At 63.5% G+C, this 23,091-nt stretch carries 23 protein-coding genes; 16 read left to right on the top strand and 7 right to left on the bottom strand.

The features are described 5' to 3' along the window. The first annotated feature begins 68 nt into the window (after positions 1-68). Positions 69-2,516: a glycine--tRNA ligase subunit beta gene (gene glyS / locus BQ8794_RS25635; protein ID WP_077381372.1), complete on the top strand. Its 2,448-nt coding sequence runs from the start codon at positions 69-71 to the stop codon at positions 2,514-2,516. A gap of 41 nt (positions 2,517-2,557) precedes the next feature. On the opposite strand, the gene BQ8794_RS25630 is transcribed toward glyS, so the two are convergent. Beyond that, positions 2,558-3,016 (bottom strand): hypothetical protein, encoded by a 459-nt coding sequence (locus tag BQ8794_RS25630; protein WP_077381371.1) that lies wholly within the window; start codon positions 3,014-3,016, stop codon positions 2,558-2,560. A 191-nt stretch (positions 3,017-3,207) separates the two neighbouring features. Here BQ8794_RS25630 and BQ8794_RS25625 point away from each other — a divergent pair, with 191 nt between their 5' ends. From BQ8794_RS25625 to BQ8794_RS25615, 3 genes are all read left to right on the top strand, one after another. Continuing rightward, complete coding sequence (locus BQ8794_RS25625; protein ID WP_077381370.1) at positions 3,208-4,170, top strand: L-threonylcarbamoyladenylate synthase; 963 nt, start codon at positions 3,208-3,210, stop codon at positions 4,168-4,170. Positions 4,171-4,189: 19 nt separating this feature from the next. After that, entirely contained in the window at positions 4,190-5,620 is a 1,431-nt protein-coding gene (locus tag BQ8794_RS25620; protein WP_077381369.1) for an FAD-binding oxidoreductase, read from the top strand. Between the two features lie 184 nt (positions 5,621-5,804). Further along, complete coding sequence (locus BQ8794_RS25615) at positions 5,805-6,374, top strand: DUF6101 family protein (RefSeq protein ID WP_077381691.1); 570 nt, start codon at positions 5,805-5,807, stop codon at positions 6,372-6,374. Positions 6,375-6,433: 59 nt separating this feature from the next. On the opposite strand, the gene ubiA is transcribed toward BQ8794_RS25615, so the two are convergent. Beyond that, the gene (ubiA, locus tag BQ8794_RS25610) at positions 6,434-7,417 is read right to left on the bottom strand and encodes a 4-hydroxybenzoate octaprenyltransferase (protein ID WP_077381690.1); all 984 of its coding nucleotides are present in this window, start codon (positions 7,415-7,417) and stop codon (positions 6,434-6,436) included. 207 nt (positions 7,418-7,624) lie between these two features. On the opposite strand from ubiA, the gene purD reads away from it, so the two are divergent. Continuing rightward, on the top strand, positions 7,625-8,902 hold the full coding sequence (gene purD / locus BQ8794_RS25605; protein ID WP_077381368.1) for a phosphoribosylamine--glycine ligase: 1,278 nt from the start codon (positions 7,625-7,627) through the stop codon (positions 8,900-8,902). Between the two features lie 24 nt (positions 8,903-8,926). Here purD and BQ8794_RS25600 read toward each other — a convergent pair whose 3' ends face one another. After that, positions 8,927-10,030 carry a glycoside hydrolase family 25 protein gene (locus tag BQ8794_RS25600; RefSeq protein WP_077381367.1) on the bottom strand — a complete coding sequence of 368 codons (1,104 nt, stop codon included), beginning with the start codon at positions 10,028-10,030 and terminating at the stop codon, positions 8,927-8,929. A 166-nt stretch (positions 10,031-10,196) separates the two neighbouring features. After that, positions 10,197-10,427 carry a hypothetical protein gene (locus BQ8794_RS25595; protein WP_077381689.1) on the bottom strand — a complete coding sequence of 77 codons (231 nt, stop codon included), beginning with the start codon at positions 10,425-10,427 and terminating at the stop codon, positions 10,197-10,199. Positions 10,428-10,631: 204 nt separating this feature from the next. Here BQ8794_RS25595 and BQ8794_RS25590 point away from each other — a divergent pair, with 204 nt between their 5' ends. Further along, complete coding sequence (locus tag BQ8794_RS25590; RefSeq protein WP_077381366.1) at positions 10,632-12,401, top strand: acyl-CoA dehydrogenase family protein; 1,770 nt, start codon at positions 10,632-10,634, stop codon at positions 12,399-12,401. A 44-nt stretch (positions 12,402-12,445) separates the two neighbouring features. Next, positions 12,446-13,198 carry a crotonase/enoyl-CoA hydratase family protein gene (locus BQ8794_RS25585; RefSeq protein WP_077381365.1) on the top strand — a complete coding sequence of 251 codons (753 nt, stop codon included), beginning with the start codon at positions 12,446-12,448 and terminating at the stop codon, positions 13,196-13,198. Positions 13,199-13,252: 54 nt separating this feature from the next. On the opposite strand, the gene BQ8794_RS25580 is transcribed toward BQ8794_RS25585, so the two are convergent. Together BQ8794_RS25580 and pdxH are read right to left on the bottom strand one after the other, a co-directional pair. Then, the gene (locus BQ8794_RS25580) at positions 13,253-13,492 is read right to left on the bottom strand and encodes a CopG family ribbon-helix-helix protein (protein ID WP_077381364.1); all 240 of its coding nucleotides are present in this window, start codon (positions 13,490-13,492) and stop codon (positions 13,253-13,255) included. Between the two features lie 103 nt (positions 13,493-13,595). Then, positions 13,596-14,213: a pyridoxamine 5'-phosphate oxidase gene (gene pdxH / locus BQ8794_RS25575; RefSeq protein WP_077381363.1), complete on the bottom strand. Its 618-nt coding sequence runs from the start codon at positions 14,211-14,213 to the stop codon at positions 13,596-13,598. Between the two features lie 41 nt (positions 14,214-14,254). Between pdxH and BQ8794_RS25570 the strand changes: the two genes are divergently transcribed. The 7 genes from BQ8794_RS25570 (at position 14,255) to BQ8794_RS25540 (ending at position 19,408) form a co-directional block, all read left to right on the top strand. Further along, complete coding sequence (locus tag BQ8794_RS25570) at positions 14,255-14,731, top strand: RT0821/Lpp0805 family surface protein (RefSeq protein ID WP_077381362.1); 477 nt, start codon at positions 14,255-14,257, stop codon at positions 14,729-14,731. A gap of 97 nt (positions 14,732-14,828) precedes the next feature. Then, positions 14,829-15,749: a DnaJ C-terminal domain-containing protein gene (locus BQ8794_RS25565; RefSeq protein WP_077381361.1), complete on the top strand. Its 921-nt coding sequence runs from the start codon at positions 14,829-14,831 to the stop codon at positions 15,747-15,749. Positions 15,750-16,308: 559 nt separating this feature from the next. Continuing rightward, the gene (locus BQ8794_RS25560; protein ID WP_143744682.1) at positions 16,309-16,764 is read left to right on the top strand and encodes a hypothetical protein; all 456 of its coding nucleotides are present in this window, start codon (positions 16,309-16,311) and stop codon (positions 16,762-16,764) included. A gap of 255 nt (positions 16,765-17,019) precedes the next feature. After that, a complete protein-coding gene (locus tag BQ8794_RS25555) occupies positions 17,020-17,493 on the top strand; it encodes a DUF1194 domain-containing protein (protein WP_167378838.1) in 474 nt (157 codons plus the stop codon). Further along, on the top strand, positions 17,484-17,723 hold the full coding sequence (locus tag BQ8794_RS25550; protein ID WP_077381358.1) for a DUF1194 domain-containing protein: 240 nt from the start codon (positions 17,484-17,486) through the stop codon (positions 17,721-17,723). The genes BQ8794_RS25555 and BQ8794_RS25550 overlap by 10 nt, the downstream gene beginning before the upstream one ends. A gap of 224 nt (positions 17,724-17,947) precedes the next feature. Further along, a complete protein-coding gene (gene fabI, locus BQ8794_RS25545) occupies positions 17,948-18,766 on the top strand; it encodes an enoyl-ACP reductase FabI (protein ID WP_077381357.1) in 819 nt (272 codons plus the stop codon). Positions 18,767-18,820: 54 nt separating this feature from the next. After that, positions 18,821-19,408 carry a histidine phosphatase family protein gene (locus BQ8794_RS25540; protein ID WP_077381356.1) on the top strand — a complete coding sequence of 196 codons (588 nt, stop codon included), beginning with the start codon at positions 18,821-18,823 and terminating at the stop codon, positions 19,406-19,408. Positions 19,409-20,218: 810 nt separating this feature from the next. Here the strand turns inward: BQ8794_RS25540 and BQ8794_RS25535 are convergent. Continuing rightward, positions 20,219-20,482, bottom strand: a complete 264-nt coding sequence (locus BQ8794_RS25535) for a DUF1344 domain-containing protein (RefSeq protein WP_077381688.1) — start codon at positions 20,480-20,482, stop codon at positions 20,219-20,221. A 292-nt stretch (positions 20,483-20,774) separates the two neighbouring features. On the opposite strand from BQ8794_RS25535, the gene aroC reads away from it, so the two are divergent. Further along, on the top strand, positions 20,775-21,884 hold the full coding sequence (gene aroC / locus BQ8794_RS25530; RefSeq protein WP_077381687.1) for a chorismate synthase: 1,110 nt from the start codon (positions 20,775-20,777) through the stop codon (positions 21,882-21,884). 102 nt (positions 21,885-21,986) lie between these two features. Next, on the top strand, positions 21,987-23,087 hold the full coding sequence (ribB, locus tag BQ8794_RS25525) for a 3,4-dihydroxy-2-butanone-4-phosphate synthase (RefSeq protein WP_077381355.1): 1,101 nt from the start codon (positions 21,987-21,989) through the stop codon (positions 23,085-23,087). The last annotated feature ends 4 nt before the right edge of the window (positions 23,088-23,091 follow it).

Genomic DNA, 23,091 nt, shown 5'->3' with positions numbered 1-23,091 from the left:
GGGAAGGGTGACAGCGGCCAGCCGAGTTGCTATGCCGCCTGGACCATTTTGCCGCGTGAGCACAATTGATGCCCGACCTGCTTTTAGAACTCCGTTCGGAAGAGATTCCCGCGCGCATGCAGCGCAAGGCGGCGGGCGACCTGAAGAAGATGATGACGGACGGTTTGGTCGAGGCCGGGCTGACCTATGAGGCGGCGCGCGAATATTGGACGCCGCGCCGGCTGGCGCTCGACATTCGCGGCGTGACCGCGCGCTCGAAGGACATAAGCGAGGAGATCAAGGGACCCTCGACCAAGGCGCCCGAACAGGCGGTCCAGGGTTTTCTGCGCAAGGCCGGTCTTTCCTCGATCGCCGAGGCGCATGTCCACGCCGATCCGAAGAAGGGCGACTTCTATGTCGCCCATATTGCGAAGCCGGGCCGGGCGGCGGAAGAAATCATCGCCGAACTGGTGCCGGGCATCATCCGCGACTTTCCTTGGCCGAAATCGATGCGCTGGGGGCCGGCCTCGGCGAAACCGGGATCGTTGCGCTGGGTGCGGCCGCTGCAGTCCATCCTCTGCACCTTCGGCCCGGAGACCGAGGAGCCGGTGGTCGTCGCTTTCGAGATCGACGGCATCCGCTCGGGCAACATCACCTACGGCCATCGTTTTCACGCGCCGGGTGCAATCAGCGTGCGCCGTTTCGACGACTATGCCGCCAAGCTGGAGGCGGCGAAGGTCGTGCTCGACGCCGACCGGCGCAAGCAGATCATCCTTTCCGACGCCAGGAATCTTGCTTTCGCCAACGGGCTCGCCCTTGTCGAGGACGAGGGGCTGCTTGAGGAAGTGTCAGGCCTGGTCGAATGGCCGGTCGTGCTGATGGGCGAGTTCGAGCAGGACTTTCTCGCCATTCCGGCCGAGGTGATCCGGCTGACCATCCGCGCCAACCAGAAGTGTTTTGTGACGCGGCCGCAGGGCGCCGGTGAGGAGCTTTCCAATCGCTTCGTCCTGACCGCCAACATCGAAGCAAGCGACGGCGGCAGGGAGATCGCCCACGGCAATGGCAAGGTGGTGCGCGCCCGCCTCTCCGACGCGCTCTATTTCTGGAAGACCGACCAGAATGACCTGCCTGATCTCGACCAGTTGCAGGCATCGGCAGAAAAGTTCGGGCTCGATCTCAAAAAGCCGCTCGACCAGCGCATGGCCCGCCTCGACCATCTCGGCGTCACCTTCCACGCCAAGCTCGGCACGCAAGGTGAGCGGGTAGAGCGGATCAAGAGGCTGGCCGAAGAACTGGCGCCGCTCGTAGCGAGCGCAATCTCCCCCCTTGAGGGGGAGATGGCCGGCATGCCAGAGGGGGTCGTTGCGCGTGAAACGCCGGCATCCTCTGTCCATAATAGGGCGTCGCGCCAGGACGTGCCGACCCCCTCTGTCGCCTTCGGCGACATCTCCCCCTCAAGGGGGGAGATTACCGCGCTGGCGCGCCGTGCCGCAGTCCTGGCCAAGGCCGATCTCACCACCGAGGTGGTCGGCGAGTTCCCGGAATTGCAGGGCGCCATGGGCCACAAATATGCGCTGCTGCAGGGAGAGCATCCCTCGGTCGCCGCAGCCCTCGAGGACCACTACAAACCGCAGGGCCCGTCCGACCGCGTGCCGACCGATACGGTATCGGTGGCCGTAGCGCTCGCCGACAAGCTCGACATGCTGGTCGGCTTTTGGGCGATCGACGAAAAGCCGACGGGGTCGAAAGACCCCTATGCGCTGAGAAGAGCGGCGCTGGGAGTGATCAGGATTTTGGTCGAGAATCGCGTCCGGCTTGCGCTGACATCTCTCTTCGACCGCGCTTGCCAGATGGCGAACTATCTCGCGTCCGGACGGCCCTTTGGCGCCGATCTCCTCGCCTTCTTCCACGACCGCCTGAAGGTCTATCTCCGCGACCAGGGCGCCCGGCACGATCTGATTGACGCGGTGTTGTCAGCGGGCTCGCGCCTGATCTCCCCCCTTGAGGGGGAGATGTCGCCGAAGGCGACAGAGGGGGTCGCCGACCCACGCGAGACGACCCCCTCTGCCCTGCCGGGCATCTCCCCCTCAAGGGGGGAGATTGGCCAATCGTCCAACGACGATCTCCTGCAAATCGTTCGTCGCGTCCTAGCCCTTGGCACCTTCCTCGACACCGAGGACGGCAGGAACCTGCTTGCCGGCACCAAGCGCGCGGCCAACATTCTGGCCGCCGAGGAGAAGAAGAAAACGACGATCGCCGAACGTGTTGAGCCGGCTCTGTTCCGGGAAGAGGCCGAGAAATCGCTGTTTGCCGCAGTGAATCAGGCCGAGAAGGAAGCCGGCCAAGCGATTCACAACGAAGACTTTTCCGCCGCCATGCTGGCGCTTAGCGCGTTGCGTGAACCGGTTGATTCATTCTTCGAACGCGTTCTTGTGAATGATGAGGACCAGGCCGTGCGCGCCAACCGCCTGGCGTTGCTGGCGCGCATCCGGGCAGCGACCGACCAGGTCGCGGATTTCTCGAAAATCGCCGGCTGAGGCTTGGCAATTTAGGCGAGCGTCGTCCTGGCCGCGAACGGCTATCTGGCCTGGTCGATCTCGGGGATGGGCATTGGTTGCGGTGTTGCGGGCTCAGGCGGGCTGTTCGTTGCGGTAATTTTTTTGTCGGATTTGGTGGCCGCCTCGGGCGCTGCGGCAGCAGTTGCCGCGGCAGGTGCGGTGCTGGGAGCCGGCTTTGCGAAGGGGTCACCGACGATGCCGCCGCGAATGATCATCGGGCTTTGCATGAAATCATGCTTGGGCTTGGGCTGGCTCGGGATCGCAGAAACTTTTTCATAGGTGACATCGGGCACTGGTTCGCCGAGCGCCACGATCGATGGCGTCGAGGAACTCCCAGCGCCCTTCACCGGTTCAGGCGCGCCGAGCCTGATGACGGACGGCGTCGAGGATGGTGCACCGGGAACAACGAAGGATGAAGCCTGTGCTGTGCCCGCCGCCAGAGTGAGGCCAAGCGCCCCCGAGATACGCACCCAGACCATGATAGTTCCCCTTGCCCAACAAGCCGGCACCATAGCGTCCGGAAATTGATGCGGGCTTGCCAGGAAAGCCAGCATTTTAGCGATTGGCAATTCGCTTCCGCCCGGACTTGCCCCGTGAACGTCACCGTACTACGCACCCACATCCGTGAGGTCCCGCATCTGTCAGGTCCCGCTTCTATAAGGTGATGAGAATGGCTGAGATACTTGCCGCCGGCGAGGCGATGGAGCGGGCGCTGGCGCTGCTCGAAGGCGGCGATGTCGTCGCCATTCCGACCGAAACCGTCTACGGGCTGGCCGCCGATGCCACCAATGGCGTTGGCGTGGCGCGCATCTTCGAGGTCAAGGGCCGGCCGCGCTTCAATCCGCTGATCGCCCATGTCGCCGATCTGGCGATGGCTGAGCGCATCGCGCTGTTCGATCCCGTGTCGAAAAGGCTGGCGCAGACATTCTGGCCGGGACCGCTGACGCTGGTGCTGCCGCAGCGGCCCGGCAACGGCATTCATCCGCTGGTCACCGCCGGGCTCGATACGATCGCGCTGCGCATGCCGAAAGGCTTTGGCGGCCAACTGATCGCCAGGCTCGGACGCCCGCTTGCAGCGCCCAGCGCCAATTCCTCAGGCAGGATCAGCGCAACGACGGCCGAGGCAGTGGCCGCCGATCTCGGTCCAAGAATCAAGCTGGTGGTCGATGGCGGCGCGACGTCGGTCGGGCTCGAATCGACAATCGTCAAGATCGAGGGCGGAAAGCTGCGGCTGCTGCGGCCAGGCGGCATTGCCGCCGAGGAGATCGAAGCGGCCGCCGGCGTGACGCTTCTGCGCGGTGCGGCGGGCATCGAGGCGCCGGGCATGCTCGCCTCGCATTACGCGCCTGGTGCTTCGGTGCGGGTCAACGCCGCAAAAGTCGCAAAGGGCGAAGCCTTGCTGGCATTCGGCCCCCGCCGCGCCGAAGGCTGGCAGGGCGCTGCCGCCTTGCGCAACCTGTCAGAGACCGGCGACCTGCGCGAGGCCGCGGCCAACCTCTTTGCTCACATGCAGGATCTCGATCGCAGCGGCGCCAAGACAATCGCCGTCGAGCCGATCCCCTACGACGGGCTGGGCGAGGCGATCAATGACCGGCTTTCGCGCGCCGCCGCCCCTCGTGACAAGATCGATTGAGCACCATAGTTTCCCATCCATGAACGACATCTCAAGGCATATCGACCCCGGCCTCATCGACCGCTTTGCGGCAATCGTCGGCGACAAATATGCGCTTCGCGACCAGCAGGATATCGCGCCTTACCTCACGGAGAGACGCGGCCTGTGGCATGGCCGGACGGCGCTGGTGCTGAGGCCCGGCAGCGTCGACGAGGTGAGCCGCATCATGCAGCTGGCGACCGAGACGGGAACGCCGGTCGTGCCGCAAAGCGGCAACACCGGGCTGGTCGGCGCGCAGGTGCCGGACACGTCCGGCCGCCAGATCGTGCTGTCGCTGTCGCGGCTGAACCGCATCCGCGAGGTCGACGTCCTGTCCAATACGGCCACCGTCGAGGCCGGGGTCATCCTGCAGACGCTGCAGGAAGCGGCCGATGCCGCCGACCGGCTGTTTCCGCTGTCGCTTGCCGCGCAAGGCTCCTGCCAGATCGGCGGCAATCTCTCTTCCAATGCCGGCGGCACCGGCGTTCTCGCTTATGGCAATGCGCGTGAGCTGTGCCTCGGCGTCGAAGTGGTGCTGCCGACCGGCGAGGTGTTCGACGATCTGCGCAAGCTGAAGAAGGACAACACCGGTTACGATCTGAAGAACCTGTTCATCGGCGCGGAAGGCACGCTCGGCGTCATCACCGCCGCCGTGCTCAAGCTTTTCCCAAAGCCCAAGGGGCGCGAGGTGGCCTTTGCCGGCCTGTCGTCACCTGAGGCGGCACTGTCCCTGCTCAGCCTGGCAATGGATCACGCCGGTGCTGCGCTCACTGCTTTCGAGCTGATCGGCCAGAGGCCCTACGATTTTACGCTTCTGCACGCGCCAGGCGTCGTGCGGCCGCTGTCCGGGGATTGGCCATGGTATGTGCTGATGCAGATCTCTTCGGGCCGCTCGGCGCAGGATGCCAGGACCCTCATCGAGGAGGTGCTCTCAGCCGGCCTCGAGCAGGAGATCGTCGGCGATGCAGTGATTGCGGCGAGCATCGCGCAGGGCGATGCCTTCTGGAATTTCCGCGAGCTGCTGCCCGAGGCGCAGAAGCCCGAAGGCGCATCGATCAAGCACGACATCTCTGTGCCGGTGGCGGCCATCCCGCGATTCATCGAAAAGGCGGCCGGCGCCGTTCAATCGGTCAGCCCCGGTGCGCGCGAGGTGTGTTTCGGCCACATGGGCGACGGCAATCTCCACTACAACATCTCGCGGCCGATCGGCGGCGATGACGAAGCGTTTCTCGGGCTCTATCACGCCATGAACAAGGCCGTGCACGATGTCGTGCGCAGCCTTCACGGCTCGATCTCGGCCGAGCACGGCATCGGCCAGTTGAAGCGGGACGAATTGATCGCGACGGCACCGCCGATGGCGATCGAACTGATGCGCAGGGTGAAGACGGCCTTCGACCCGGCCGGCATCATGAATCCCGGTAAGGTTATCTGATCCTTTCGCCGCCTTGTGAATGGTCGCATTCCGATAACCATCCCCTCGAGATCAGCAAAATTTAACCGACTTTCTTAAGCGCCGCGATAAGAAGCACGCGCTAATGTTTCCCCACAACGAGGCTGGAAAAACCGGCCCGGAGAACCGGAAGACCGGCTCTCAGGAGAGACAGGAAAGGCACGATATGAACACTGGACTGAAGCCAGTCTGGGCCGGGCGCAATATGCGCCTCGACCCATTCCGCCTGCCGCAGGTGGTGAGCTACGCGACGCGCGACGACTATGGCGACGTTACCTTCACCATCGACCACCGTGGCGCCGTCATTCGCCGCGTGCTGGAGATGAGCGGCGTGCGTGCGTTCATCGCTCTGCCCGCCAACGCGTTTCGTGGCGTGGCAGCCCGCGCAATGGAGGATCCGGACGGCAATGTCACGGTGACGCTGGAGCTTCTGCACAATGATCCGATGCTGTCGGTGCCACTGCTGGTGGCCGACGATCTCGAGGATGTCGCCGCCGACTGGCGCGCCTGGGCCGATGCCTACCGTCTGCCGATGCTTCTGATCGAATCCGACGGCATCGCCCGCACGCTGGAGGAATCGCTTGGCGCCGCCATCAAGACATTGCCCGCGCAGGACCGCCGCAAGGGTCGACTTTCGACCACGCGTCGTCCGCGCTTCCTCGCTCGCCGCAGGGCCGGCGCCCTCGGCCTCAGGCTGGTGATCGGCGGCCAGGAAATTATTTCGCGCGACGAATAGAGTGAGCGCTTTCCCTTCTCCCACAAGGGGCCCACAAGGGGAGAAGGGAAAAAGGGCGCCTACATCAGCGGCTTCAGCGCCACCCACAACGCGCCGCCGATCAGGCCGAGGAAGATCAGCCAGCCGACCTGGTTGTTCGACCTGAACAAAAGCATGCACTGGTCGGGATCGTCGATATCGAGCACTGCGATTTGCCGCGCCATATGGGCGCCGGCGGCGACCAGCCCGGCCAGCGCCGGTACCGGCGCCTGCGCCGCCGCGAAGGCGACGGCGAAGCAGACCAGCGCTCCGCCATAAAACCCGACGAGCCAGGTCTTGGTGTTGTCGCCGAACAGGCGTGCGGTCGAGCGCACGCCGACGATGGCGTCGTCTTCCTTGTCCTGATGCGCATAGATCGTGTCGTAGCCGATCACCCACAGGATCGAGCCGATACAGAGCATGACGGGCGGGCCATCGAGATCGCCGAACTCGACCGCCCATCCCATCAACGCACCCCAGGAAAAGGCAAGCCCGAGAACCAGTTGCGGCCAATTGGTGAATCGCTTCATGAACGGGTAGATGGCGACGACGGCGAGCGAGCCGATGCCGAGCAGGACGGCAAAGCTGTTGAACTGCAGAAGCACAGCGAATCCAACCAGTGCCTGGATCACGAGAAACGCCCAGGCCTGCCGGCGCGTGACCTTTCCCGCCGGCAGCGGCCGCGAGCGCGTGCGTTCCACCTGGTTGTCGATGTCCTGGTCGACCAGGTCGTTGTAGGTGCAGCCGGCGCCGCGCATGGCGACGGCGCCGATCAGGAACAGCACGAGATACCATGGCGCCGGCAGCAGCGTGAGCAGTGGATCAGCAGGGCGTGGATAGGCACTCGCGGCAAGAGCTGCCGACCACCAGCACGGCCACAGCAGCAACTGCCAGCCGATCGGCCGGTCCCACCGGGCAAGCTGCGCATAGGGCCATGTCAGGCGTGGCAGAATGCGGTAGACCCAGTGGCCGCTCGGCGCATCGGCGACGCGGCCCTGGGCTGCTTTCGACTGGATGGGTTCCATCGTGCTGAAGTGGCAGCAGCGGCGAACGCCGTCAAGCGTCAAGCCAAATGGTCAGGGTGCAAAAATATCGCAGGTGGCGAGCCGGCCTTTCCCCGTTGATGCCCGGCGTTCCCGTGCGCAATTTGTCCCAAACCATCCAAATGTCTTGACCCATCGCCCAGGGCGCAATAGCGCAGTCCTGATCGTGGAATGGCAAGGGACTTGGGCATGCGCGTATTGTTGATCGGCTCCGGCGGCCGCGAACATGCCTTGGCCTGGAAGATCGCGGCCTCGCCGCTGCTGACGAAGCTTTACGCGGCGCCCGGCAACCCGGGCATCGGCGGCGAAGCCGAACTGGTGACGCTCGACATTGCCGATCATGCGGCGGTGGCCCGGTTCTGCACGGAGAAAAAGATCGACCTCGTCGTGGTCGGGCCGGAAGGGCCGCTGGTCGCCGGCATTGCCGACGACCTTCGCGCTGAAAACATTCGCGTCTTCGGCCCGTCCAGGGCGGCGGCGCGGCTGGAAGGCTCCAAGGGTTTCACCAAGGATCTCTGCGCGAAATACGCCATCCCGACCGCCGCCTATGGCCGTTTCGGCGATCTGGCGTCGGCCAGGGCCTATGTCGAAAGGATGGGCGCGCCGATCGTCATCAAGGCCGACGGCCTCGCCGCCGGCAAGGGCGTTACCGTCGCCATTAATTTGGCCGAGGCGCTGGCAGCGCTCGATGCCTGTTTCGACGGGTCCTTCGGACAGGCCGGCGCGGAGGTGGTGGTCGAGGAATTTCTCACCGGCGAGGAGGCGAGCTTCTTTTGCCTGTGCGACGGCGTCACCGCGCTGCCATTCGGCACCGCGCAAGACCACAAGCGCCTCAGTGACGGCGACGTCGGCCCGAACACCGGCGGCATGGGCGCCTATTCGCCGGCCCCGGTGATGACGCCGGAGATGATCGACCGCACCATGCGCGAGATCGTCGAGCCGACCATGCGCGGCATGGCCGAGCTTGGCGCGCCGTTTTCGGGCGTGCTGTTTGCCGGGCTGATGATATCAGACAACGGGCCGAAGCTGATCGAATACAACACCCGTTTCGGCGACCCGGAATGCCAGGTGCTGATGATGCGGCTGAAGGACGATCTCCTGGTCCTGCTCAACGCTGCCGCCGACGGCCAGCTTGCACATACCTCAGTGCGCTGGCGCAACGAGGCGGCGCTCACCGTGGTGATGGCGGCCAAGGGTTACCCCGGCACGCCGGAAAAGGGCTCGGTCATCCGCGGCGTCGAACAGGCCGCGGGCGATGGCGTCGAGATCTTTCATGCCGGCACCGCCATCGACAGCGGCGCGCTGGTCGCCAATGGCGGCCGTGTGCTCGGTGTCACGGCGACCGGCGGCACGGTCGGCGAGGCGCAGCGACAAGCCTACGCCGCGCTCGACCGGATCGATTGGCCGCAAGGTTTTTGCCGCCGCGACATCGGCTGGCAGGCCGTGGCCCGCGAGCAGGCGCGCTGACGTACAAGATTATCCGGGGCAAGATTAGCGGGGGGTACGATCCAACTCGGTCGACGCAGTGCTGACCGGATCGGTGGGCACGGCTTCAACGGCCGATGCGGAGGGCTTTTCCTTTCGCAGCCACCCCAGATAATCGGCGATCCGGCGCGGAAGACGCAGCGCTGTCCCCACGGCAGGCATTTGCAAGCTGCCGCGGAACTTGGCCCAGCCCGCGCTGAACATGGCGACCATTTCGGTGAAGCTCGGCGGCGGCGCCACGGTCGCATAGGTAAGGGTGACATTGCCCGCAAGGCCGGCCGCCCGCGAGAGAGGCAGCGGTATCGAGGCGAGGTAATCCGGCTGCGCGTCGATCAGGCCGCCGAACGGCCATTGCGCGCGCAAGGCGGCGGCATCCATCGGTGCGACATTGACATCGATGTCGTTCGGCGTGCCTGCCACCCGATAGGGGCAGCGGAACCGGCCGCAATTGGCCTTTGCCGAAAACTGCCAGAGTGCGTAGCCTTGCCAGTTGCCCATCGGAAAATGCACGCCGATGTCGGGCTTGTAGCGCGCATACCAGAGCGGCAGCCGCGACAGCAGCCGGTATTTGTACTTGTTGTCGGCGATGTGCTTGGCGGTCTTGCCGTTGGTATAGAGCACCGGAAAACGGCCAATCCGCCGATGCACATGGCGCACGAATTCCTCTGCATCCTCGAGCGACATCCATTTCGTCGGGTCGTCTTCCTCGATGTCGAGGGCAAGCAGGTCGTCCGGACCAGGTTTCGCGAAATTGATGAAATTATTGGCCTGTCCCACCGGGTTGCCGGGTCGGGCGAGGTGATAAGCGCCCCATTTCAGGCCGAGCGCCTTGGCCACCACCTTGCGCGTCTGAAACAGTTCCTGTGCCACCGCATGGCGCTTCCACAGCGCCTTGCAGAGCCGCGTCGCGGTCTCGTCGCCGAAACAGAAATACGCTGGCGGCATCCCGTCGGACGCCTTGTTGATGAAGCCGACGATGCGCTTGTCGGTGGAAAGCTCGGTCCAATCGATGGGATTGTATTCGTAGGCGTCGATCACCAGCGCCCGGTCGGTATTCTTCCAGGGCTCGGAGAAGTCCGAGGCTTGTGCCGGCGCCAACGCCATTGTCATCGCGGTCGCGACGAGGAGTCCTGGGCGGCGAAGAGGGTGCGCCGGCGGCTTCAAACAGCAGATCCTTGCTGGCCAAAGCCTGATCCTGAACCGCCATGGTTAAGGAAATGCTTTCGGCGGCCCGCGGCGACCGCCGCAATCGTGCCGGGGATGGCTTTGCTGGTCATCAACGCAGGGCGAGAGGGTGGAACGGGTCGGGCGCCGGCGCTTGCGGCAGCGTTCCCTCAGCCTTGCGCTTGCGGTGATGGGCCAGCGAGCATTGCGGCGAACACAGAATGCCGCGATCCGACCAATAGGCGGCGCCGTCGTCGATCTTGCCCCGATGGTGCCAAAAACCTGCCGCTCGATAGGGCAGGCCGCACTCGATGCAGCGATAAGCGTCAGGTCTGGCGAGCACGGGCGGTCCAATCCAGTTGATCCGTCGCCGGTCGATCTGCCCGGCTTTTGCCGAATTTAACCTGTGCTGCAGCAATTGCAAAATCTGCGTGACAAAATTTGACGTTTACGTAAAAAGAAGGCGGGGGAGGCGACCCAAAAGCGGATGGTCTTGTGCCGGCACGGATCTTAAGTTGACATGCCGGACGGAGGAGGAGCGAGCGCCATGTACCGGGCACCAGTCGAGGACATCGCCTTCACGCTGAAGCATGTGGCCGGCTTGAAGCCGGCGCTTGACGCCGGCACCTTTGGCGACCTAGGCGAAGACCTCGTCGACGCCATTCTGGCGGAAGCCGGCCGCTTTGCCAGCGAAGAGGTCGCGCCGCTCTACAAGATCGGCGATGAACAAGGCGCGGTGCTGAGCGGCGCTGCCGTCACCATGCCGCCCGGCTGGAAGGAACTTTATCGCCGCTGGATCGACGGCGGCTGGAACGCGCTGTCAGCGCCGGAGGAGTTCGGCGGCCAGGCGCTGCCGACGATGCTGGGCGTCGCCGCGCTCGAAATGTGGAACTCCGCCGCCATGGCCTTCGGTATCGGCCCGACGCTGACAATGGGCGCGGTCGAAGCGCTCGACAAGCATGCCTCACCGGCGCTGAAAGTCAAATTCCTGGAAAAACTCGTCTCAGGCGAATGGATGGGCACGATGAACCTGACCGAACCGCAGGCGGGCTCGGATCTGAATGCCTTGCGCGCCCGCGCCGAGCCGGCCGGCGACGGCACCTACCGCATCTTCGGCCAGAAGATTTTCATCACCTATGGCGAGCACGATTTCACCGACAACATCATCCATCTGGTGCTGGCGCGGCTGCCGGACGCGCCGGCCGGCACGCGCGGCCTCTCGCTGTTTCTGGTGCCGAAATTCCTGGTCGGCGACGATGGCGCGCTTGGCGCACGCAACGACGTCTTCTGCTCCGGGCTGGAGCACAAATTGGGCATCCACGCCTCGCCGACCTGCACCATGATCTATGGCGACGGTTTCGAAGGGATCACCCCCGGCGCGAACGGCTGGCTCATCGGCGAGGAAAACAAGGGCCTCGCCTGCATGTTCACCATGATGAACAATGCCCGGCTCGCCGTCGGCATGCAGGGCGTTGCGGTCGCCGAAACGGCCACGCAGAAGGCGCTCGCCTACGCCAATGACCGCCGGCAAGGCAAGGCCGCGAGCTATAACGGCAACGGCATGGCGCCGATCGTCCATCACCCCGACGTGCAGCGCAATCTCCTGACCATGAAGGCGCTGACCCAGATTGCGCGCGCCATCAGCTATTCTTGCGCGCACGCCATTGACCACGCGCGCGTATCCGTCGGCGATGAAGCCATCCATTGGCAGGAGCGCGCCAATCTGCTGACACCGCTGGCCAAGGCCTTTTCCACCGATGTCGGCGTCGAGGTCGCCTCGCTCGGGCTGCAGGTGCATGGCGGCATGGGATACATCGAGGAGACGGGTGCGGCAGCACTTTATCGCGACGCGCGCATCGCGCCGATCTACGAAGGCACCAATGGCATCCAGGCGATAGACCTGGTGGCGCGCAAGCTGCCGCTTGGCGGCGGCGAGCATGTGCATAATTACATCGCCGAACTGAAGGCCGTCGCCAATCAAGCGCGGACCTCGAACCTTCAAGGTTTTGGCCGCACCGCCGATGGCCTCGACCAGGCGCTCGACGATCTCAGCCAGGCGACGCGATTCCTGCAAGGGCTGCTCGCCGACGGCCGCTCGGACGCGGCGCTGGCCGGCGCGACGCCTTATCTGAGGCTGATCTCGTTGGCGGCGGGCGGCGCCTATCTGGCGCGCGGCGCGCTTGCCGACCAAAGCCGCATCGCCGTTTGCCGCTTCTTCGCCGAAAACCTGCTTGGCGAGGCGGGCGCGCTGAAGGAGCGTGTCATCGGCGGCGCCGACAGCCTTGCCGCTGCCGGCCAGACACTGATTTCTGCCTGACAGCCACCAGGTCGACGTTTCACGACGTTCACAAAGGATCACCCGTGACAGACCACATCCTCGTCGAGCGCCAGGGCGCCATCCAGATCATCCGCATGAACCGACCGGACAAGAAGAACGCCTTGACGCGGGCCATGTATGCGAAAATGTCCAAAGCCCTTGCCGAGGGCGATGCCGATCCGGCGATCCGCGTCCATGTCTTCCTCGGTGTTCCAGGCGCCTTCTCGTCCGGCAACGACCTTGCCGATTTCATGGTCGTCGCCACCGGCGGCGAGGGCGGCACCGAAGTCTGGGATTTCCTGATGGCGCTGGCGAGGACGGAAAAGCCGATGATCTCCGGCGTCGACGGCATCGCGGTCGGCATCGGCACCACGCTCAACCTGCACTGCGACCTGACCTTCGCCACGCCGCGCACACTATTCCGCACGCCCTTCGTCGATCTCGGACTGGTCCCCGAGGCCGGGTCGAGCCTGCTTGCGCCGCAGATTCTCGGCCGGCAAGGCGCCTTCGCGCTGCTTGGTTTGGGCGAAGGTTTTTCGGCCGAGCGGGCGAAAGCGGCCGGACTGATCTACGCGGTGGTCGAGGAGAACGAACTCGAATCCGCCGTGCTTGCCGCCGCAAGCCAGATCGCGGCCAAGCCACCGCAGGCGCTGAAGATCGCGCGTGACCTGATGCGCGGCTCGCGTGAAGACCTCGTTGACCGCATCAGCCAGGAAAGCGAGCATTTCCGCGCGCGGCTCAAGTCCGAGGAGGCCCGCGCCGCCTTGATGGCCTTCATGACCAGGAAGAAGGGATAGCTGGGCTATTAGCTCGCGTGAAGATCTTGTCGCCCGCATCGACCAGGAAAGCGATCATTTCCGCGACTTGACGTATTTTCCGACAACAGCGGCTATATCACGGCCATTGGCAAAATCGCCGCGCTTGGCTTCGGCCAACCCGGCCTCTATCTCGGCGAGTTGCCATTCCTCACGGGCTACGAAGTCCTCAATGGCCTGCGCGGCCATATAGGAGCGCGAGCGGTCGACCTTTTCGGCAAGCTGGTCATGCCTGGTTGCAGTTTCGTCCGGGACGCGCACGGTAAAAGCCGCCATGAAAATAACCCTCATTTGCGGCTCACCATAATTATTGGTGAACCAGGGTGGTTCGGCAGGGATTGCCCAGGCTCCTTTGGTGAAGCCGCTAACGGACCACCCATCAGGGATAAAGCCTTGTTTTGTCCCAGCCGCCCTCAGCGTTGCGCGAGAAAACAATGCGGTCGTGCAGCCGGAATGGCCGGTCGTGCCAGAACTCGATGGTCTGCGGCACGATGCGGAAACCCGACCAGTGTTTGGGTCGTGGGATCTCGCCGATCGCATGGCGCGCCGTGTATTCGGCAACGGCTTTTTCCAGTGCGAAACGGCTCTCCAGCGGCCGCGACTGTTTCGACGCCCATGCCCCGATGCGGCTGCCGCGCGGACGCGTCGCGTAGTACGCGTCCGCCTCCACATCGGTTACGATCTCCACCGGGCCCCGTGCACGCACCTGCCGGCGCAGCGATTTCCAGTGAAAGCACATCGCCGCCTTCATGCTGCCAAGAATCTCGCGGCCTTTGGCGCTCTCGAAATTCGTATAGAACACAAATCCGCTTTCATCGAACCCCTTGAGCAGCACCATCCGCACATTCGGCATGCCCTCGGCATCGACGGTCGCCAGCGCCACGCTGTTGGGATCGTTGATCTCGCTCTTCGTCGCGTCGTCGAGCCATGCGGCAAACAGGCGGAATGGCTCGGCAGCCTCGGCAAAGTCACCGCTTGTTAACTCAGTTTCGCTCATAGTTTTTCCAAATTCTATTGCCGGCCGGGGGAGATTGCCGATTGTCGCGCATCGCGCAACTTTTTGACAGCAGGCAATGGAGCCTTATTGCTTCGGCCAACGCGCAGGTTGCGGTCAAGGCCGCCGCGATTGTGCTGGTCGCCTTGCTGCTTGCCGCCTGCGGTGCCGGCGGCTTCAGTTTGGAGCAGGCGGAGGTCGACCGTACGATCCTGACCAGCAGCACGCCTGCCTCTGCCTTGCCGATCGACCAGGATCGCGCCTCGGACCAGGCGACGATCCGCAACGCGGTGTCTTCAGCCGATATCCAGGAACTTGGCGGGCAGGCCGTTCCCTGGGCGAATTCCGATACCGGTTCGCGCGGCTCGATCACCGAACTGGCGGAGTCCAGGGACAACGGCCAGCTTTGCCGCCGCTTCACCGCCTCCCGCGAAAGCTTCGACGGCGTAGCCCTGTTCAAGGGCGAGGCGTGCCTGGCCGGCGCCGGCGCCTGGCGGATGCAGGACTTCAAAGCGCTCTGATTTTCCGCCATCATATGACCGCGCTACTGGAATTTCTTCCTATGCGAGCGCATATAGATGGCAATCGTGGACTCACTCCTTCTCCAGGACAGGAAGCATGCGCGACCCCTATGAGGTGCTGGGCGTTGCCAAGAACGCATCGGCCAAGGATATAAAATCGGCATACCGCAAACTCGCCAAGGAGTATCATCCGGACCAGAATCCGGATCCCAAGGCGAAGGAGCGGTTTGCCGCGGCCAACCAGGCTTACGAGATTGTCGGCGACGAGAAGAACCGTGCGGCTTTCGATCGCGGCGAGATCGATGCCGAGGGAAAGCCGCGCTTTCAAGGCTTCGAGGGCGCCGCCGGCGGCGCCGATCCGTTCGCCGGTTTTCGCCGGCAGCAAGGGCCGGGCGGCTCGCGTTTCGAGTTTCGCTCAGGCCGTCCGAGCGGCGATCCGTTCGACGGCAGCAGCGACATCTTCAGCCAGATTTTCGGCGAGACCTTCTCTCGCGGCGCCGGCATGGGCGCCGGCCGGCAGGCGCCGTCCGGAGCCGACCTGAACGTGACACTCGACATCACCATCGAAGAAGCGGCGACTGCGGAGAAGGTAACGGCGATGTTCCCCGACGGGCGCAAGGTCGCCGTCAAGCTGCCAGCCTATGTCGAGGATGGCCAGACCATCCGGCTGAAAGGCCAAGGCGAGCAAGGGCCGGGGCAACCGGGCGACGCGCTGGTCAAGATCCGCTTCCGGCGGCATCCGCGCTACCGTGTCGAAGGTCGCGACCTCCACGCCGACCTGCCGGTTGCGCTGCCGGATGCCGTGCTGGGTGCCAAGGTGGCGGTCGAAACGCCGACCGGCAAGGTTGCAGTCAATATTCCCGCCTGGTCGAGCTCGGACAAGGTTCTGCGGCTGAAGGGCAGGGGCCTGCCGGAAAAAGTCGGGGGTCATGGCGATCTCTATGCGCATGTGCGGCTGATGCTGCCTGAGGGTGGCGACAGCGATCTCGAAGCGTTGATGCGCAACCGCAAACGCTAGCTTGGCGCGTCAAAGGCGCGCTGCGCCGCAAGCGCTCCTGTCTCTCACCTGTCCGTTTTGATCGATTGCAGGGCTCAGCCGCATTCCGCGACATCGCTCGATGGCCGCCCGGAACATGGCCGGCTCGCGCCAGGCGGGCCAGTCGCTCGTCGCCGAGAACGTTTTCTTTTCTGCGGGCGGAATAAACCCGCGGCCGCACCGTTTCCAGATTGGTTGACTAACGAAATTGTCGGTCAAACGAATAGCAACGAAGGAGCGCGTCGGATTGCTGGGTCATGCGTTATCGAGTTTTGAAAGTGCGTTCGGAGAAATCCGAGCGATGTATCGAAACGACAGGCTCAGCAGGGTTTTCGCGCTGATCGTGATATGCCTGAATATCTTCGTCATCACCGTTCCATTCGCGATCGAGGCGATTCGATCTGTCGGAATTTCACGCTACGACCTGCCTGCGCGTCTCAACATCAGCAGGGATGGATCGCTGCCCGAGATGTTCAACTACGGGCAGGCCGCGCTTTGCGCCCTGTTTCTGTTCGGCGTCTGGCTTCGAACCAGGGAGCATATGTTTCTTGCCTGGTCGCTGATTTTCAGTTTTGTGACGCTCGACGACGCCGCCCGTTTCCATGAGCGCGGCGGCCTGCTGCTGGCAGCGACATTCGACTTGGTTTCGCTGCCGGGCATGCGGGCTCGCGACACCGGCGAAATCATCACCTGGTCGATGGTCGCGCTCGGCCTGCTGGCGCCGCTGTTGTGGTCATCCCACCAAAGCAGGCCGAGGCAACAAGGCCTCGGATCGGTGTTTTTGCTGCTGTTCGCGTGTCTTGTGGGCTTTGCCGTAGTGGTGGACATGCTGCATTTCCTGACGGGCTCGAAGCTCGTTGGCTACGCGGAAGACGGCGGCGAGATGCTGTCGATTGCCGTCGCCTGTTGCTGTGCGTTCATCCTCTATCGCGGGCTGGGACGTGATGCGGATCTTCAGGCATTGGATCCGAGCCTGCCGTTCTCGAAGCGGACATAACATAACCGAATTGCTGAAACGGCCGCGCGAACAGGAGGAATAAGTTTGGCTCCGAGCCGTTATCCCCCCGGGGAACAATCCTGGAGGAGCCAATGCTGTCGCTTCCGTCCGTTCCAACACGTAGGTTCTGGCGTCGTTCAGAACACCAGGCGGTGAAGCCGAAGCCTGCTATGCCGGCGAAACCTTGCCGCTGGCGCACTCGCCCCGCCACTGATGGTCTTCCTGTGCGGCGCTTCGCCAGCGGCCAACGCGGTCGTGCCGGGCACCGACGCCAATGTCGTCACAGCAATCGACGTATCGGACTCGATCGGCCGATATGAGGAATGGCTCCAGCAAACCGGGCTCGTGCGGGCGCTCGTCCACCCCGCCTTCCTGCGCGCCGCCACCGCCGGCCCGCGGCGTCGGATCGGGTTCGCCGTATTCATATGGTCAAGCGAAGGCAAGTTCGACCTGTTGGTGCCCTGGACCGTCATCGGCTCGGCCGAGGACGCCGCGCGCGTGTCTCAGGCGCTCGCTTCGGTGACGCTCATCGACCGAACCCATTACGGAGGCGGCGATATGGAGCAAGACGCCGACGCTGATCCCGCGGCGATGCACGATCGTCTGACAGACATGTCGGAGGCGATCGCCTTTGCTTCGCTCCTGTTGACCCTTGCGCCAGCGCCGCGTCTCGCGAGGATTCTGTTCCGCCCGCGAAATTGTCGGTTCCGTTGGCGCAGATGTTCATGACCGCGCGCTCTGCCGCGTGCGGCGACGACGGCTTCACGATCAACGGATTGGTCCTGGGGCAGGATGCGGAACTTGCGCAATACTTCCGCTCCAGCGTCATCGGCGGTCCCGGAGCGTTCGCCATGGACATCTCGGATGCGAAAGATGCCGGTGAATTCATGACGAGGAAACTTGTTCGCGACCTGTTGGCCTCCGCGCCGGCAGATGCGCCTCGTTTTAGGATCGAGTGACCGCTTCGATGCACAACTACGCTTGCAGAACTGCTGCATGGCATGGCGTGCCGTCTTTTCGTCAATTCTCGCTTGAGCACGCCACAAGCGCTTCGCCCAGGCAATCGATACTCCAGGTCGGAAGGTCAGCCGGGCGGGCACTGTTCGTTTTGAGCGCTTGAAGGGGCTCTGTGCCTGTGCGATAGCCACTTCACGAAGCAGCAAATCTTGCGGAGAGCGCTCACATGGCGGGTGGACAAGGCATTATGGCCGGCAAGCGCGGGCTTGTCCTGGGCGTCGCGAACAATCGGTCGATCGCCTATGGCATCGCCAAGGCCTGCGTCGACCATGGCGCCGAGATCGCGCTGACCTATCAGGGCGAGGCGTTCAAGAAGCGCGTCGAGCCGCTGGCGGCGGAACTCAACGCCCATGTCGCCGGCCATTGCGATGTGACCGATCCGACAACGCTCGATGCGGTCTTCGACGACATCGCCAAGCATTGGGGCAAGCTCGATTTCCTCGTCCACGCCATCGCCTTTTCCGACAAGGACGAGCTGACAGGCCGCTATGTCGAGACGACGCGCGACAATTTCCTGCGCACCATGGACATTTCGGTGTTTTCCTTCACCACCATCGCCAAGCGCGCCGAGGCGCTGATGACCGATGGCGGCTCGCTGCTGACGTTGACTTATTACGGTGCGGAAAAAGTGATGCCGCACTACAATGTCATGGGTGTTGCCAAGGCAGCGCTCGAAGCCAGCGTGCGCTATCTGGCCGTCGACCTCGGCGCCAAGAAAATCCGCGTCAACGCCATCTCCGCCGGTCCGATCAAGACCCTGGCAGCCTCCGGCATCGGCGATTTTCGCTACATATTGAAGTGGAACGAATACAATTCGCCGCTAAAGCAGACGGTGACGCAAGAGGAGGTCGGCGATTCAGCGGTCTATTTCCTTTCAAACCTTTCACGCGGCGTCACCGGCGAGATCCACCATGTCGATTCCGGCTACCATGTCGTCGGCATGAAGGCGGTCGACGCGCCTGATATTTCGACCGTCAAGGAATAGACCCGCCTCGAATATACCCTCCCGCCTGCTCTCGACCGCTCTCCGGATGACCTAATGTATCCGCTCGTCTACATCGCGCGCCATGGCCAGACGGTGTGGAACGCCGAGGCCCGGCTGCAAGGACAGGCCGATACCGATCTCAACCCGCTCGGCCGCGAGCAGGCGACCGGCAATGGCCGTCGACTGGCCGAATTCGTTCATAACCCCGAAGATTTCGATTTTGTCGCCAGCCCGATGCGGCGAACGCGTGAGACCATGGAACGCATTCGCATGGCGATGGGGCTCGATCCCCAAGCTTACCGCACCGATCCCCGCCTTGTCGAAATGAGTTTCGGCGACTGGCAGGGTTTCACCTTTCCCGAACTCGAGGCCCGGCAGATCGGCTCGGCCAGGGAGAGGCGCCTCGACAAGTGGAATTTCCTGCCGCCAGGCGAGGGCGCCGAAAGCTATCAAATGCTGCTCGAACGGGTAAAGCCGTGGTTCGACGCGCTGGACCGCCAGACGGTCTGCGTGACCCATGGCGGCGTCGTGCGCGCCCTGTTCCGCATGGTGCTGGGAATGCCCGAGAAAGAAGCCGCAAGGCTGCATGTGCCGCACGATCGCTTGCTCAGGCTGGAGGGCCGACGCCTGGAGTGGCTCTGAGGCGAGCGGGCTGACCCCTGCCGAGGCGAGACTGGCTTGCCGGGTTTCATCGGACACAGAGTTGAATGCCGTCGCGGATGAGTTGGGTTCACTAACGAAACTGCCAGGAATCAGCTGAAAGCCGTCTTCGCCAAATCCGAGACCCATCGCCAGCCGGAGCTGGTCGCGTTAAATAGCCAGCACCGCCCAAAATGAATGACCGCACGTCGCACTGCTAAAGCTTTGGCGTGGTGAGCACACGGGCCTGTGCAAGGCCGACGCTATGTTGAACCGCTGCGATTCCGACGTCAAACCACTTGCCGGGCAGTGCGAAAATTCAACGGCGCTCGGTTGCGCCGTCGCGTCAAGCTTTGCGCGCCCGCGGCGTCTGGCCGCCATTTCGCTAAACAGCCAATCGCGGAATCACGCCCAAGGCATTGCTGCAAATGCTGGGCGATCCCGACAAGGAGAAGGCCAAGCGGGTTCTTCAGGCAATGTACAAGATGAGGAAGATCATCATCGCGGACCTCAAGCGCGGCTACCGGGGCTGACAACCCACGCCACCTCGGCCGTCACCTGCGAGGGAGTGACCGGCATCCTGGTTCGCGAGCTCGCGCCGCGCGACGAGATCGTGCTGGCGAATGCCATCCTGATCTCAATGAACAATTCGCTGCGCCGGCTCAGCACCGATCATGTCGATCTTATCAGATTCATTGCAGGGACCGGATACGCCCGTCGAGAAGACCCTACGCGGCGAAGGCTGGCTACGCTCGCTATCTCGGCGCTTCTTCGATGTCCGCATGGCACTTTGCCAAGTCAGCCGAAGAGGCTCTATTCGGCTGAATCGCTATCCGGCAATTGCATGTCGGTGATGATGTTCTCGCCGTTTGTCTCGTCGTAGGCGATCACGATGTCCATGCCGGGTTTCAGCGCTTCGAGATCGGTTTCGGCGTTCAACTTGTAGGATTTGCCGTCGTCGAGTGTCAGCGTCAACGTCTCCTTGTCGATCTCTTTGATCAGGCCTTCGGTTTGGCCGGCAAAGGCTGCGGTGGAAATCAGCAACATGGCGGCAACGGCGCCGATCGGGATACGCATCATCGTCCTCTTATCATTGCGCCGGCTCGGTGGCGGCGGGTGTTCAACAGACGGTGTTCAACAGACGGGTCGAGGGAAGCAGAAACCAACCGAATGTGTCAAAACTAAATCCCGCCAGATCACAGTTTGACCACTGCGGAAAACGCCAATAGAACGCAGCTACAGCGCCGCGCGTCCTGACGCAGAAACGACGCTGTGGCACTTTTGATTTTGCGCATGATCCTTCCCGAAAATCGCTCCGGTTTTCGGGGTCATACGCTAACCCGGCTTTATGTCGGCAGGGCTGGTTTTCATGTCTCACAATACGTTTGGCCATCTTTTCCGCGTCACCACCTGGGGCGAAAGCCATGGCCCAGCGCTCGGCTGCGTGGTCGACGGCTGTCCGCCCGGCATCCGCTTCACGCGCGCCGAGGTCCAAGCCGAACTCGACAAGCGCCGCCCGGGTCAATCGCGTTTTGTGACGCAGCGTCGCGAACCCGACGAGGTCAAGATCCTGTCCGGCTTCATCCTGGATGACGACGGCGAGACCATGATCACCACCGGCACGCCGGTGTCGATGGTGATCGAGAACGTCGACCAGCGCTCCAAGGACTATGGCGAGATCGCCCGCCAATACCGGCCGGGTCATGCCGATTATACCTACGACACCAAATACGGCCTGCGCGATTATCGCGGTGGCGGCCGTTCTTCGGCCCGCGAGACGGCGGCGCGGGTGGCGGCCGGAGCCTTGGCCCGCAAGGTCGTGCCCGGCATGACCGTGCGCGGCGCACTGGTGTCGATGGGGGCAAAATCGATCGACCGCGCCAACTGGAACTGGAATTTCGTTGGCGACGCCGAAAATCCATTCTTTACGCCTGATCCGGCATCGGTCGCCGTCTTCACCGCGTATCTTGACGGCATCCGCAAGGCGGGTTCCTCGGTCGGCGCGGTAATTGAGATCGTCGCCGACGGCGTTCCGGCAGGCCTGGGCGCGCCGATCTACGCCAAGCTCGACCAGGACATTGCCTCGGGCTTGATGTCGATCAATGCCGTCAAGGGTGTCGAGATCGGCAACGGCTTCGAGGCCGCCCGCATCACCGGCGAAGAAAATGCCGACGAGATGCGTATCGGCAATGACGGCAAGCCGGTCTTCCTGTCCAACAATGCCGGCGGCATCCTCGGCGGCATCTCGACCGGCCAGGCGATCGTCGCGCGCTTCGCCGTCAAGCCGACCTCCTCGATCCTGACCCCGCGAAAGTCGATCGACAAGGACGGCAACGACGTCGAGATCATGACCAAGGGCCGGCACGATCCGTGCGTCGGCATCCGCGCCGTGCCGATCGGCGAGGCTATGGTTGCCTGCGCGATCGCCGATCACTATCTGCGTCATCGGGGACAGACGGGGAGGGGAGTAGGGGAGTAAGGCAGTAGGGGAGTATGTTATGCAGCTCCCGCGACCGCATTTTCCTTTTCCCTACTCCCTTACTCCCCTATTCTCCTACTCCCGCGAGCAAAGCGAGCACTTATGCCTTACGACCAGAAGAAGATCGTCGAAGCCCTGCGCGCCTTCGAACGCGGCGAGATTGTCGTCGTCATGGACGATGACGGGCGCGAGAACGAGGGCGACCTGATCGTCGCCGCCGTCCATTGCACGCCGGAAAAGATGGCGTTCATCGTCCGCAACACCTCTGGTATCGTGTGCACGCCGATGCCGCGCGACGAGGCCAAGCGCCTCAACCTGTCGCCGATGGTCGCCGACAACGACTCGGCCCACACCACCGCCTTCACCGTCAGCGTCGATTTCAAGCACGGCACCACGACCGGCATTTCGGCTGACGACCGCACATTGACCGTGCGCAATCTTGCCAACGGCAATGTCGGCGCCTCCGATTTCGTCCGCCCCGGCCACATCTTTCCGCTGATTGCGCGCGAAGGCGGTGTGCTGATGCGTTCGGGCCATACCGAAGCCGCAGTCGATTTGTGCAAGCTTGCCGGCCTGCCGCCGGTCGGTGTCATTTCCGAGCTGGTCAATGATGACGGCACCGTGATGCGCGGCCCGCAGGTGCAGGCCTTCGCCGAAAAGAACGGTTTGAAGCAGGTTTCGGTCGCCGACCTCATCGCCTATCGCCAGCGTAAGGAAACGCTGGTCGAGCGTGTCGCCTGTTCGGAGATCGACACGCCCGGCGGCAAGGCGCAGGTCTTCACCTACACGCTGCCCTGGGACTCGATGCACCATGTGGCGATCGTCTTCGGCGACATCCGCGACGGCGAGGAGGTGCCGGTGCGACTGCATTCCGAGGATGTCGTGACTGACGTCTTCGGCACCAGCCACAGGCTGGACGGCATCATGAAATCGATGGGCGAGCGCCGGCGTGGCGTCATCGTTTATCTGCGCGAAGGTTCCGTCGGCGTCGCCCATCAGGAGCGCAACCGGCCGGCCGCCGGCGACCGCGAGGACCATGAAGAGGCGCGCCGCCGCGAAAACGAATGGCGCGAGATCGGCCTGGGCGCGCAAATCTTGAAGGATCTGGGCATTTCCTCGATCAACCTGATCGCCTCGCGCGAACGCCACTATGTCGGCCTCGAAGGTTTCGGCATCCACATCGCCAACACCGAGATTCTCTAGGGCT

The organism is Mesorhizobium prunaredense (genome assembly GCF_900156895.1).
In the GTDB taxonomy this organism is placed as follows: Bacteria; Pseudomonadota; Alphaproteobacteria; order Rhizobiales; family Rhizobiaceae; genus Mesorhizobium; species Mesorhizobium prunaredense.
This window is presented reverse-complemented; position numbering and strand designations above follow the sequence as displayed.

What these genes read in the sequence shown, in the direction of transcription:
- glyS (WP_077381372.1), top strand. Translation starts at nt 69, where the DNA reads ATGCCCGACCTGCTTTTAGAACTCCGTTCGGAAGAGATTCCCGCGCGC.
- BQ8794_RS25630 (WP_077381371.1), bottom strand. Translation starts at nt 3,016, where the DNA reads ATGGTCTGGGTGCGTATCTCGGGGGCGCTTGGCCTCACTCTGGCGGCG.
- BQ8794_RS25625 (WP_077381370.1), top strand. Translation starts at nt 3,208, where the DNA reads ATGGCTGAGATACTTGCCGCCGGCGAGGCGATGGAGCGGGCGCTGGCG.
- BQ8794_RS25620 (WP_077381369.1), top strand. Translation starts at nt 4,190, where the DNA reads ATGAACGACATCTCAAGGCATATCGACCCCGGCCTCATCGACCGCTTT.
- BQ8794_RS25615 (WP_077381691.1), top strand. Translation starts at nt 5,805, where the DNA reads ATGAACACTGGACTGAAGCCAGTCTGGGCCGGGCGCAATATGCGCCTC.
- ubiA (WP_077381690.1), bottom strand. Translation starts at nt 7,417, where the DNA reads ATGGAACCCATCCAGTCGAAAGCAGCCCAGGGCCGCGTCGCCGATGCG.
- purD (WP_077381368.1), top strand. Translation starts at nt 7,625, where the DNA reads ATGCGCGTATTGTTGATCGGCTCCGGCGGCCGCGAACATGCCTTGGCC.
- BQ8794_RS25600 (WP_077381367.1), bottom strand. Translation starts at nt 10,030, where the DNA reads ATGACAATGGCGTTGGCGCCGGCACAAGCCTCGGACTTCTCCGAGCCC.
- BQ8794_RS25590 (WP_077381366.1), top strand. Translation starts at nt 10,632, where the DNA reads ATGTACCGGGCACCAGTCGAGGACATCGCCTTCACGCTGAAGCATGTG.
- BQ8794_RS25580 (WP_077381364.1), bottom strand. Translation starts at nt 13,492, where the DNA reads ATGGCGGCTTTTACCGTGCGCGTCCCGGACGAAACTGCAACCAGGCAT.
- pdxH (WP_077381363.1), bottom strand. Translation starts at nt 14,213, where the DNA reads ATGAGCGAAACTGAGTTAACAAGCGGTGACTTTGCCGAGGCTGCCGAG.
- BQ8794_RS25565 (WP_077381361.1), top strand. Translation starts at nt 14,829, where the DNA reads ATGCGCGACCCCTATGAGGTGCTGGGCGTTGCCAAGAACGCATCGGCC.
- BQ8794_RS25560 (WP_143744682.1), top strand. Translation starts at nt 16,309, where the DNA reads ATGTTTCTTGCCTGGTCGCTGATTTTCAGTTTTGTGACGCTCGACGAC.
- BQ8794_RS25550 (WP_077381358.1), top strand. Translation starts at nt 17,484, where the DNA reads ATGTTCATGACCGCGCGCTCTGCCGCGTGCGGCGACGACGGCTTCACG.
- fabI (WP_077381357.1), top strand. Translation starts at nt 17,948, where the DNA reads ATGGCGGGTGGACAAGGCATTATGGCCGGCAAGCGCGGGCTTGTCCTG.
- BQ8794_RS25540 (WP_077381356.1), top strand. Translation starts at nt 18,821, where the DNA reads ATGTATCCGCTCGTCTACATCGCGCGCCATGGCCAGACGGTGTGGAAC.
- BQ8794_RS25535 (WP_077381688.1), bottom strand. Translation starts at nt 20,482, where the DNA reads ATGCGTATCCCGATCGGCGCCGTTGCCGCCATGTTGCTGATTTCCACC.
- aroC (WP_077381687.1), top strand. Translation starts at nt 20,775, where the DNA reads ATGTCTCACAATACGTTTGGCCATCTTTTCCGCGTCACCACCTGGGGC.
- ribB (WP_077381355.1), top strand. Translation starts at nt 21,987, where the DNA reads ATGCCTTACGACCAGAAGAAGATCGTCGAAGCCCTGCGCGCCTTCGAA.